The sequence below is a fragment of the Sphingobacterium sp. InxBP1 genome, from assembly GCF_026191775.1.
GTDB classification, from domain to species: Bacteria; Bacteroidota; Bacteroidia; order Sphingobacteriales; family Sphingobacteriaceae; genus Sphingobacterium; species Sphingobacterium thalpophilum.
The window spans coordinates 427,729-440,436 of sequence record NZ_JAINDX010000047.1 but is presented as its reverse complement, the minus strand read 5'-3'; the positions used below and the strand labels follow the sequence as shown (position 1 = coordinate 440,436).

The following is a 12,708-nucleotide window of genomic DNA, read 5'->3' as shown; positions in this document are numbered from 1 at the left end:
GTCTGATGATACCACTCGTAATATATATTGATAAATAATCAAAAAAATGAAAAAAATTCAATTGATACTTGTTTTATTCCTGTTCCACAGTCTCTGGGCTAATGGACAGGAAGCCATTAAGATAACCCATTTGCCGTTTATCCAAGGACTTACCGAGCACTCGGTATCTATCATATGGACAACCGATAAGCCCGCGACAGGTTGGGTAGAACTCGCCCCAGATGATTCCAGCCACTTTTATTTTAAAGAGCGACCTAAATATTATGCTACAGCTTATGGCTTTAAAAAAGTCAGCACACTACATCAGGTTACGTTGACCGGACTCCAGCCGGGCACAAGATATCGATATCGCGTATACAGCCAGGAAGTGCTTAAACATGTAGGGGTCGACGTCCAGTATGGTGCTGTGGTAGCCAGTAATGTATATAAAGCGGCTCCGCTGTCCTTTAAAACTTTTGGGGATGCCAAATCGACACATTTCACCGTGGTGAACGATATTCATGAACGCAATGAAGTGCTCGACAAATTGCTTGATATCGGAGATATCAAGACCAGTGATTTTGTTGTATTTAACGGTGATATGGCCAGTAGCCTTTTGAATGAAAATCAGATGTACGCTGGATTTATGGATATGGCGATTAAGAAGTTTGCCAGTGTAAAGCCCATGTTCTACGCAAGGGGAAATCACGAAACTCGCGGCCCCTTCGCGATCGAGTATCCTAAATATTTTCCTACGCCTACGGGCAAGCTCTATTATCAGTTTAGACATGGAAATACCGGATTTATCGTACTGGATTGTGGAGAAGACAAACCAGACAGCGACATTGAATACAGCGGTATCGTGGATATGGACAACTATCGCAGCGAACAGGCTGCATGGCTTGCTCAAGCAGTGGAAAACCCCGCCTTTAAAGATGCAAAATATAAAATCGTCATCTGTCATATGCCTCCATTTGGCGGCTGGCATGGTGAACAGGAAATTCTGGAGAAGTTTGTCCCCATCCTCAACAAGGCGGGGACACAAATCATGCTCTCGGGCCATCTTCACAGGCATATTATCAAAAACGCGACAAATGCTGTACAGTTCCCGATCATCGTAAACTCGAACAACAATGTCCTCCGTGCAGATCTGGACGATAGCCAAGGTGTCTTCAAAATCCTCGACCAGCAAGGCAAAACGGTAGACCAAGTCATCATCAAGCCTTTAAAATAGGTTAAAAAAGCTGCTATCTGATGGCTGTGATCTATTAAGCAGAGGGCTACTTGGACAGCAGGCTGTACAAGTTCTGTAAACAAAAGGTGTTAGACCACATTTTTGTGTGGGTTAACACCTTTTGTTCATAGTTAGAGAGCACTAATCTGCCCACACAAACGTAATTACCTTATTTCTAGACAGCTATTCAATCGCCTAAAGTACTGCGATAAGCATTTGCAAGCTAGTATCCCAGTTTTGCCAAGCGTGCGTACATTTCCACAAAAGCGCATTGGTCTAATAGCCATTTGGATTTTTGGGTGTTTTTTAAAGTCCAGTCGGACTCAAACAGGCCGTCCCGATCGCGCATTTTATACCATGCTCTATCAAGGTTCCTGGCCCAGACCGTCATATATTCTGGGTTTCTGTCCTGTTCAAATAAGCTGATATAGCCTCTCATCATGACGGCGTGAAACCATATATTACTGTTTTTCAGCACAGGAAAATCTTCACCCTCCCTAATCTTAAAAAAATGACCCAGGCAAGCCTTAGCAAGCTGCTGTGCATCGACCAGATACTTTCTTTCCTTAGTCAGTTTGTAGAGCAGTGCTGCTGCCTGCAGCATCTGACCGGAATTATAGGAATATTTGGCCTTTTCAACCTTTCCGTCAAGACGCATATTGTCCCAATATAATTTGTCCGCCGGATCTTGTAGCCGCGCTTTTGTCCATTCATACAGACGTCGGCCTTCGTTCAGATAGTTCTTCTTTTTGGTAGCTTCAAATAGCTTTAGGGCAAACACTGCAGCAGGGGCATTTGAACAGGTATTTTTGGATTCTTTCTTCTGCTCACACCAGTAGATACCTCCGCCTAACTTTTCGTCTTCACCGCTTTTTATAAACGTCCAGATTTCTTCAGCATGTTTTAGATATGCTGTTTTTTGGGTTTGGATATAGCTGTCCGTAAAGTCAATGCCCAGCCAGATATTGTCATCGTAAAAACGGTCGGACGCAGGTGCCGAATTGATATAAGAGGCGTATCCGACAGGTTGACGACGGTCATCTCTATATTCACGCAAACCAACTAACACCTTTTGATCCAAAAATTTATGAAGGTCCGTGTTTTTATTTCGAAGCTCCATCAAAGCATTGACGGCTGAAAAACTACCTGAGAACGGCCAGAGATAGGCATACTTTTTCTGTTGGCCGGCCTGCTCCGCATTATTCAGGTAGTCCGCCTTAAAACCTTCATCAAAAGGATATTTCTCGGCAAGGAGTTCATTCTCTGCATTACCGTATTTCGCATAAACTACATCCAGAGTTTGTTGGGCACGCTCAAAAAAAACTGCATTTTTCACCTGTGTCTGTCCCGTTAGACGACATAGTCCTGTCAATAATATAGTGGTGGTGGTTATTATATCTATATATTTCATCAGCATGTTTAGTAGCGGAGCCATAAGGCCCTATTAGGGAACCCTCTAGCTCCGAAGTTTCAAAATTATTTCGATCGGGCCTGGTAGCGCGCTAGCCCTTCAAATAGCATCGCTGCACTCGCATAAGCAGTAATCTCACTATTTCCAATCGGCGGCTGGGACCAAGAGGAACCAAATAATAAGGTTGGCCGGCTGGTACCTTTGGTCCATGCAATTTTCCCGTTGTTGATCAGGAACTTTTCGAACTTAGCCCGGTAGTCAGCATGAATGCCTTCCAAATTCAAATATTCAATAAAATACCGGATAAATATCCCCTTAAATAAGGCTCCATCACCATTTCCTTCGTCGCGAAGAATATTATTACCCAAATCTATACAACGCGTAATCGTATAATAGCTAATTTTTTGGGCATCGACCAAATAGATCTGATCTTTGGTTACTTTAAAAAGTTCAACGGCAGAGCCCAGAAAGGTCCCCTGATTATAGGTCAGCGTAGTCATATCTACAGCATCCGTTTCGCCATTGATATTATCATATACGGCACCTGAAGACGGGTTATATAAGGTTGCCTTCTGCCACTCATAGATTTTTTTTGCCCAGTTTAGATAGGTTTCATTTTTTGTCAAAACATAAAGTCTGGCTGCCAGGATGCTGGCAGGCCCATTAGAGCAGGCGTTTTTGCTATACAGCATATCTTTGCGCCACGCCAGTCCCCCACCAGCATATTGTTCGTTCCAGGCTTCGATAATATCTGACCATAAAAGCAACACTGTATCGAGATATTTTTGTTCTTTGGTGACTTCATGCAAACGTAGCATAGTCAAGGCATTCCATTCCATATCGTCATAGAATACATTATAATACGTGTTGCCGTTTTTGACTTTGACACCTTCAAACCACTTGTTAAAATAGGCGCTATACTTCGTATCTCCGGTCCGTAAATAAGCATCTATAACAACGTCCATAGCATGCGCATTAGGCCAATATTGAAAGCCCCGGTCCGACTGGTTAATAGCGTTGTTAAAGTATCCTGCTTCATTCCAAAAACCGGCGATCATTTTATCGGACACTTGCGTGGCTATTGCTGACCAGGATTCTTGGACCGTATCGTCATAAGGATAGGTATCATCAATTTTTGTACACCCAAACAATAAAAACAGCATGGATGATAAGATCATTATTTTTTTCATCATCTGTCCTCCTTTAATTTGGAACTACGGTATGCGTATACTCCTTATCGCCCTGTAAAATCAATGAGATTTTTGTCGGATGACCATCCACTGCATCGACAAATTTCCATTTATCATCCCATTGAGATAGATTGGGTAATATACGTACAAAATAATACGAAGGTGCCGACGAACCATTAGGTGGGCTGTCGGTGCCATTCTGTGTGCCTAACTGTACGGTCTCTGCTTTACCTGCTCTGACCGTTTCCATCTGGAACTTGTAGCGTTGGTCACGGCCCCAGCTTTCCTGTTTAAAGTTGATTACGCCAGTTGCCGACCAGACGCCCTTTCCTTGATATGGTAAATCCAATACAACTGCTCCGGAAGGGGAAAAATACACTCCCATACTCTTAATCTCTGAATAGGTGATTGTCGCAACATTGAAATCAATTCGAATCCGGTACACAGCTGTTTTTGCAACAGTATTACTACCCGATTCGCTTTCTTTCAATTTTGTCTGATCTTCGGAATAGAATATCCGGCCATCAGCAGCTTTGCGATCCGTAAATGTATATTTCTTTCCGGCCTCCAACTTCGTAAAGATTTCATACTCTCCATTTCCCACAAGCTTAAACGGCAAGGCCTGTGCAATAGCTGCACCATCTTCCGAACCCTCTCCCGTAATAAACAATTCATCCGGAATATCAGCAAACCCTTCCAGAGCTTTGATGTTTAATACCTTACTTGCTTTACTCAGTACCCGTTTCATCCCCCGGATGGAATATACCGACCAGCTGATATCCCCACTTGTGCCTGGTTCGATCCCCGCTTTAGCGGCCACTTGGTTCAATATCTTATGGCTAATGTTGGCTCCATTGGAGTTTCCGTTATTATCTGAAGTAACGGTATATAGGGGCTTGCTAAAGTCTCCACCTACCTTATCAAAAACGACTTCGTATTGGGCAGCTCCACCATCGGCAACTAACGCAGATTCCCATTCAAAGTAAAGAGCAGCGGAAGCAGAACTCAATAATTTAACGGCTTTGCCGTCCGCAGGCGCATATAGATTCTCTACAGCGGATACTTCGGCATCCGAATACTTCATATCGTCTTTTTTGCAGGAGATAATGCTCGCAGCCAATGCGAACATAGCCATAACTTTAAAATACCATTTCATGTCTTTATCGTTAATTTTGCGGCTCACAACGAGTGTGTTCTCATGATCTCGGTGGCGCCGCTTTGTTTTTAATTCAATTAGTTTGAGTACCCCGGATTATTCGGCAACAGATTTTGATTCAGGTCAATCTGTGTCCTGGGTACCGACCAGAGGTAATCACGGCTTTCATCAAAGCGTCGGATATCCAATTTAATGTAGCTATTGTTACTACCATATTTCGCCCCAAAGACTTGACCATCCAAATAGGTCTTACCTGCTTTCCAGCGAACAATATCATAGTAACGCAAGCCTTCTAAAGCAAGCTCACTGCGTCGTTCATTTCGTACAATCGTCTTCAGGTCACCTGTGGAAGGAAAGTCAAGCGCCTTGGCCATTTCAAAGCCTGCCCGCTTACGGATCGGTTTAATTGTCATGTCCCAAATATTGGCGTCGAGCTGACCCAGCGCTTCTTTTGCCTCGGCATACATCAATAATATATCAGCGTACCTGAATAGGATAATATTCAGTCCAGCATCGTATTTCACCGTCGCGGTCTTATCGTAATATTTTTTGACATAATAGCCGGTGGGAGACGCGTTGGCGCTGGCCCCCTGATACTCGTCGAGGCGCTCCTTATCGGTTGTGCCTGATCCAGGCTTGATAAAAATTTTGCGGACTGTATCGTCGAAGTCCGTCCATTGACTTCCATGATGAACAATTGTCGCTGTCATACGTGGATCCCGATTGACATACGGGTCGTCGCTATTGTAGCTGGGATCGTTAACGATGTTATTTCCATCGAGGGTAATATAACTGTCCACCAGACTTTGCAAGGGCGCATAAGCATTTAGACGTGCCTGGGCCGACATTGGGGCTGCATCGTAGAGCTTATTCCAAGTTTTTAACTGCGGTACATAAGCATAATCAAGAATAACCTCTGCGTTATACTCATTGGCAGCAGTAAACAATTGCGGATAGCTATTGAAAAGTGAATATGTGCCAAATTCGGACTGTTTATTCATCAGATTTTCGCAATACTGCAGCACTTTATTCCAATTGCTTTCATAGAGATAGGCCCGCGCCTGAAAGGCTGAGGCTGCGCCTCTGGTAATCCTGCCCTTATCATCGGCAGGCAGGGCGTCTTTGCTGGGTAAATCTACAATACATTCATCTAGCTCCTGATGAATAAAGGCCATAATGGTCGCTTTAGGCGTTCTAGGTATTGTCTTTGATTCCTCCAACGTGATATCTTTGGTAAAGAATGGCACATCACCAAAGAAGTTGACAAGCCTAAAGTACAGGAAAGCCCGGATAAATCGTACTTCGGCAGTCCGCCGCTTTTTGAGTGCAGCGTCCATGTCGGGCACGCGGTCTACATTTTCCAGGTAGACATGGCAGGTTTTGATCCCGCCATAGAGATCCGACCACTCTGAAGCAAAGCGTCCCAGGGTAGGATCTGCAGTACCGTTACGAATAGCACGCTGGTCAGTATTTGACCTGCCTTCAAAAATATTATCGCTCAGGGCTTCGTCGTTCCACATACGGTCTGCGGAATACATTTGATTATAGGCCATGTTGACCATTTTTTCCGCATTGTCGGGATAGTTCCAGAAATTTTCGTCTGTAAATCTATCCGTCGGCAGTGTATCCAATTTATTGCAGGAGGTGAAATGGACAACCGCCATTAAACTCAGGCCTCCGATAAGTAGTTTGTATAATTTCATAGCATAAAAGGTTAAAACTGAATATTTAATCCGCCGCCATAGTATTTTAAAGTAGGGTAGTTGCGGGCACTATTGGCAGAACCGCCCATGTTTGAGTCAAATTCAGACGACTCTGGGTCTATCCAGGAGTTTTTACTCAGCGTCAGCAAATTTTGACCATTGACAAAAAATCGGATGCGTTGTATGCCCCATTTGGAGACGACACTCTTTGGCAGTGAGTATCCGATCTGCAGATTTTTCAGGCGAGCATATTTGCCATTGAAAAGATAGAGATCAGAGTCTTTTGCAAAGTTGTTGGTCGACGCTGTAGATCCATTTGCAGTCAGACGTGGCCAGCGTCCATCTATATTTGTCGGAGTCCAGTAATCCAGCTGATGCTGATAAATCGCATACGAATAGTTTTGATGAAATGGTTCGACCAATTCACCACGAATCATCATATCACGTTTGCCAACTCCCTGCCAGAACATGCTAAAGTCGAAATCCTTATAACTGAGATTATAGGTCAGACCAAAGGTAAACCTTGGAAAACCGTTACCCAAGACAAAGCGGTCCCGTGCATCAATAATCCCATCGTTATTTCGATCCACATACTTGACATCTCCCGGACGAAGGTCTGCTGCAGTAATACCACTTGGTAAAGCGGAAGTTTCTATGTCGGCGATATTTTGGAAGAGTCCCGCCATTTTATAGCCGTAATAAGAATTATAAGGCAGACCGACACGTGTTAATTTGGTAATGTTATCGACGGTCGAAATGCGGTCATCTCCGGGCATTGCTACGATCTTATTATGACTATCGCCCATGTTGGCATTGACGGTATGTTGAAACGCTCCGGTCGAAGTACGATAGCTCACGTTGATCTCCCAACCTTCATTGTTCATTTCACCCAGGTTCTGGTTTTTTAATGAGGTACCGAATGTCGAAGGGATCTGCGGTGACATTAAGATATCTACAGTCCGTTTTTTAAAATAATCGAAACTGGCAGTCAGCTTATCGTTAAAGAATGTAGCATCAACGCCGACATTGAAATTATAGGTTTTCTCCCAGCGTAGATCCAGGCTGGCGTAATTAAATCCAGCAGCCGCAACCGGTCTATTGTTAAACCCATAACTGTTCGGATAAGATTCGTAAGTAAAATAGTAGGAATAGTCGTCCACAGCCTGATTGCCCAGTACTCCATAAGTAGACCGAACCTTGAGACTTCCAATATGTTCCTTATACCAATTCATAAAATGTTCGTCTGAAGCTCGCCACCCAAGTGATGCGGAAGGAAAGAAGCCCCAGCGGTTGGCTTTGGAGAATTTTGAGGAACCATCATAACGAAAACTGAACTCAGCAAAATACTTACTTTCAAAGTCATATCCTACCCGGCCGAAGAGTGAATTAATGCTATTCTGTAAGGTTCCATTGGGCGTGACACGCGCACTTACGGGGTCGATAATCGTACCGGTGGTCGGCGTGCCGAGTACAGGATCTGTAAATTTCATTTTTAGCTCATTCTGTCTACGGGTGTACGACTCATTAGACGCGCCAAACAGTCCTGAGACATGGTGACCACCAAAGTTTTTGTCATAATCCAAAAGCAGCTGAAAGTTTAACAACGAAGCTTTTTCGTTAAAGTCTTCCGTATTGCGGTCGGAATTTACGTAGACCTGTGGTTGAGCGGCGTCTGGATTGGCATACAACGGCACTTGGATCCTCCGGATAAAACGATGGTCCGCGTAAATATCAGCGCCGAAAATACCTCGTAGTTTTAATCCGTCCATGAGCTTCGCTTCCAGGTTGAGATTGATATTGAAATAATCGTTATCATGCTTAATGTAACCACCTTCGTTGAGTTCTGCTAATGGATTCTGATCCGTCAGTGCATTATTGACCAGATATTTTCCGTTGTCGGCCTGCATACGGTAGTAATAGTACGAAGGCAAACGGGAAGCGTTGATAATAGCACTTCCTGCGGTATTACTCATATTGTTATTACGTGTATAGGCCAAAATAGAAGTCAGCTTGAAGCGGCCGATCTCAGTACTGAGGTTGGTCCGAAGATTGTATCGTTTGATCCCAAAATTCTGTCCGACAAAGTTGCTCGGTTGGTTATAAAACCCTCCGGAAAATAGGTAAGAACTCTTTTCCCCGCCACCGGTAACACTGATGTTATATTTTTGTTGGAAAGAATTTTTCATGATTTCCGGCAAGTTCCATTTCTCGATATCCTGATGTGCATATAAATCAGCAATTGCTGTAGGAGAAAACTGTGGGTCCATGCCTGAATTGGTCAGGGCGAGGTTGCGCAAGGTTGCATTTTCATAGCCAGCAACGGGGGAAAACAAAATATTGGGTTGTTGGACACCCCATTGCGTGCCAACTGCAACCGTAGGTTTCTGGTTTTGTCGTCCTCTTTTTGTGGTGACCAGAATGACGCCATTCGCCGAACGTGAGCCATATATTGCTGTAGAACCGGCATCTTTAAGTACCGACACGGTTTCGATATCATCTGGATTGATCTTGTTGAGTGTACCGCCTTCCGTAATAATCCCATCAATCACCACTAGAGGTGCATTGTTATTGACAGTCGATATCCCCCGGATATTGATATTCATCGAATTATCATTCGGATCCATGCTCTTCTGCTGAATGGTCAGGCTCGGGGATGCGCCTTGCAGCGCCTGTGTCACGTTGCCTACCGGCCGATCCTGAAATGTTTTCGAACCGATCTGGTCAACTGCCCCCACAACCCGCTGGCGGGTCGTCGTACCATATCCGATCACAATAACTTCTTCCAATTGACTATTGCTATGCTTCATGACCAACTGTAGCTGCTCTAGCTGCGTCGCAGACATAGATGCCAATTGTACCGTCAACTGTTCGTATCCGACGGAAGAAAGGACAAGTGTCGACTTTGGAGAAAGGTTGCGGATCATAAACGTTCCATCGGCAGCGGTCGATGTTCCAGCTTGCTGATTTCCTTTAACCCGGACAGAGACATTTGCTAACGGCTCTCCACGTTCGTTGGTCACTCGGCCTTTGATCACTGCCTGCCCCGAAACAGGCGCATCGGAGGCCGATGCAGAAGCCGGCCCGGCAACAGGACGGTCACGGATAACGACGGTCTTGTTGTCCATCTGATATGACAGCGGCTGATCCGTGAAAATCTGCGCCAGTACGTCGGACAGCCCCCGGTCCTTGACCTTTATACTGACCGGCTTTGCATTTGCCATTTGCCGTTCTGTATAAAGGAAGTTGTACCCTGTCTGCGACTTGAGTTCCTTAAAAATTCTTTTAAGGCTCATATTGGTGTATTCCAATGTTACCTTCTGTGCAAAGGTCGTAGCGCTAACCTGCATAAAAGTAACCAAGATAATTATGGTCGTCAATCGCATAATAAGCCATAGTTTACGGAATAGCAGATATGCTATCTCCTTATTTCTGATATAATTTTGATACATTTGCAAGGTTTGATACGCAGTATGTTCCAGTCGTCCAAACAAAAACATACTGCAGATTGGATAGTAAATTCAATTGTCCCAAACAGCAACTGGGTCCTCCGCGGCCCGGTTGCTTCTGATTACCCCTATGGTAAAGCTTATTCGTTTCGTATATTTATGCTCATGATCTGTTTTTTAGGTTATTATTGTAAAGATTATCGATCAACTATTAAGGCAGTACATACAATGTCTTCCCGTCGATACGAAAATGGACTCCGCCCGTTTTTTCCAGCAGACTTAACACCTGCTTTACATCATCAAATCTGGATATCCCTCCGCCAAACTTTTCTGTTGTTTTTTTGCCCTCAAAGATGACCTCGACATTATACCAGCGTGCTATCTTGCGCATGACACTTTCAATATCATCCCCATCGAACATAAATTCGTGATTGGTCCAGGCAATTATAGGTGCTGTGTCCACTATCTGTAATTTCAATCTGCCGTTGGATGTCAGGCTCGACTGCTGTCCAGGGTGTAATTGTAGCTTTTGGCTTGCAGAAGTCACTTCCACAAGTCCTTCGACGAGGGTGGTTCGTACTGACGGCTCATCTGTATAGCTATTCACGTTAAAATGCGTTCCCAATACCTGAATATGCTGGCCCGCGGACCTGACGACAAAAGGGCGTTTGGCGTCTTTGGCCACCTCAAAGTAGGCCTCCCCGGTCAACTCGACCTCCCGCGTTCCTTGCAGTGCAAAACTTGCCGGATATTTTAAAGCTGAGGCGGCATTGAGCCAGACCTGTGTACCGTCAGGGAGTTTAATTCTGTAGGTTTCGCCTTTTGTTGTCGATAATACATGATGGCCGGTAACGGCTTCACTATTTTGCCTAATTTCGTAGATTAATTGTCCGTCAGAGCTCTTAGAAATCCTGATACCCATTTCGTCCGCGATCGGTCCATTGGAAGCTCCCTGCAATTGAATCTGCTGACCGTCGGAAAGCGTCAAGGTTGCAGATTGCTTTCCAGGTAATATAGACTCTTCTATTGATGCCTGCATCGGGACACTATCAGCGTGATCAACAAACCACCAGCTTAGTATCAATATTCCTGCGACAGCAGCCGCAACGGCGCCAGCATTTTTCCAGAATGTCAACGTTCTCATCTTAGGCTTATTAATCCTGTGATGTAATTGCTCCCAAGTGTTGTCCAGGACAAGTAATAAGTCCGTATTCCGAAGTAATTCTTGGTCGACAGGATCATCCAACGCTTCTTGAATGAGCTCCTGTATTAACACACCATCTGCCCCGGATTTAAGGTATGACAGAAAAGCACGGGCATCCTCTTCACTGAGCTCCCCCCGCATATACTGCCTTAAAGTATATTGAAGTAGTTCCTTTTCCACAATTGGTTATCTTCTTTTTAGCTATTACACTTCAAATGCGGAGATCATCTGCTCGTGCTGAGAATTTTATTTATTTTTTTTAGCTTAAAAAAGATAACACTGTTTAATGATGCTGGAGGAGTATAAAGGAGGCGATTAATAGTGCAGACTGGTCTAGTTTAGCATGTTTCTCTTTGATGTACTTTGTAGCTTTTACAATATGGTCATTGATTGTCGAAGTCGATATGCGCAACAGCGTACTCACTTCGGCGTAGCTTTTGCCTTCAATCTTACATAACCTGTAGATCAATCTCCGTTGAGGAGGAAGCTGCTCAATCGTCTGAGACAACCAGTGCTCATCCTGCTTTTCATCCAATTGTTCTTCGACATGGCTGTAGAGCTGTGTGCCGTGAAGGCTAAGATAGGCTTGCACCTGTTTTTCCAGCTTGGTTTTACGAATGAAATTATATACACTGAATCTGGCAATCTGAAAAAGATAAGCGCGAAAAGATTGCTCAGGATCAATAAGCTTCCGCTTGTCCCAGACTTTGACAAAGACCTCCTGTAGAAGTTCGGTAGCATCCTGTTCGGATTTGACCATCTTCCGAATGTTAAGATAAATCCGGCCACTATATAAAGTATAAATCTGGCGAAAGGCCGTTTGGCAGCCCGAACGCAAGGCCAAAAGGATTTCCTTCTCTTCGATATGGTCATATTTCGGTTTATACATTGTCACATAGGTGAAAACATAAAAATAGAAAGCCAATTTTTGGTCTTTCTTCAAATAGCGATAACAAAGCGGCCAGGATCATCCCTTTCGATGCAAAAACGCTATCGTTTTGTCGTATTTGGTTATCTTCGGATCAGCTTCTGCTACATCCGGGATGTATGCTCCTTGAAACGAAGACGCAGGCACGGCTGCTCAAAAACAATCGTCCCCAAAGTTCTGATGCTCAATTACTGAAGATGATGAAACAAATATATAAAAACTAAAACGGTTTTGCTGATATCAAAAAAAATTTACTGGTATAGAACATCCAACAAGACACAAGCGATACAACAGGTGTGACACGACATGGAGTTGGGCACGAAGCTATAGACGGATACACATATCACCAAAAAAAGAGGCATCCGATATTGGGATGCCCTTTATCATAGAATAGATATGGCTCTAAAAATCATTACGCTGATTGCTACATGATGATATTGAAACACCTTATCCCGTG

8 protein-coding genes are annotated in these 12,708 nt (G+C 44.1%); 1 reads left to right on the top strand and 7 read right to left on the bottom strand.

Annotated features, from left to right (window positions below):
• Nucleotides 1-46 precede the first annotated feature (46 nt).
• On the top strand, nucleotides 47-1,213 hold the full coding sequence (locus tag K7A41_RS17515) for an FN3 domain-containing metallophosphoesterase family protein (protein WP_265714701.1): 1,167 nt from the start codon (nucleotides 47-49) through the stop codon (nucleotides 1,211-1,213).
• A 223-nt stretch (nucleotides 1,214-1,436) separates the two neighbouring features.
• On the opposite strand, the gene K7A41_RS17510 is transcribed toward K7A41_RS17515, so the two are convergent.
• The 7 genes from K7A41_RS17510 to K7A41_RS17480 form a co-directional block, all read right to left on the bottom strand.
• A complete protein-coding gene (locus tag K7A41_RS17510) occupies nucleotides 1,437-2,624 on the bottom strand; it encodes a glycoside hydrolase family 76 protein (RefSeq protein ID WP_265714700.1) in 1,188 nt (395 codons plus the stop codon).
• Between the two features lie 65 nt (nucleotides 2,625-2,689).
• Nucleotides 2,690-3,817 (bottom strand): glycoside hydrolase family 76 protein, encoded by a 1,128-nt coding sequence (locus tag K7A41_RS17505; RefSeq protein ID WP_265714699.1) that lies wholly within the window; start codon nucleotides 3,815-3,817, stop codon nucleotides 2,690-2,692.
• A gap of 10 nt (nucleotides 3,818-3,827) precedes the next feature.
• Complete coding sequence (locus K7A41_RS17500) at nucleotides 3,828-4,970, bottom strand: SusE domain-containing protein (RefSeq protein WP_265714698.1); 1,143 nt, start codon at nucleotides 4,968-4,970, stop codon at nucleotides 3,828-3,830.
• 77 nt (nucleotides 4,971-5,047) lie between these two features.
• Entirely contained in the window at nucleotides 5,048-6,673 is a 1,626-nt protein-coding gene (locus K7A41_RS17495) for a RagB/SusD family nutrient uptake outer membrane protein (RefSeq protein ID WP_265714697.1), read from the bottom strand.
• Between the two features lie 11 nt (nucleotides 6,674-6,684).
• On the bottom strand, nucleotides 6,685-10,056 hold the full coding sequence (locus K7A41_RS17490; RefSeq protein WP_265714696.1) for a TonB-dependent receptor: 3,372 nt from the start codon (nucleotides 10,054-10,056) through the stop codon (nucleotides 6,685-6,687).
• A gap of 274 nt (nucleotides 10,057-10,330) precedes the next feature.
• Nucleotides 10,331-11,503, bottom strand: coding sequence for a FecR family protein (locus tag K7A41_RS17485; protein ID WP_265714695.1), 1,173 nt, complete (start codon nucleotides 11,501-11,503; stop codon nucleotides 10,331-10,333).
• Between the two features lie 103 nt (nucleotides 11,504-11,606).
• Entirely contained in the window at nucleotides 11,607-12,212 is a 606-nt protein-coding gene (locus tag K7A41_RS17480; RefSeq protein WP_037534620.1) for an RNA polymerase sigma factor, read from the bottom strand.
• Nucleotides 12,213-12,708 lie beyond the last annotated feature (496 nt).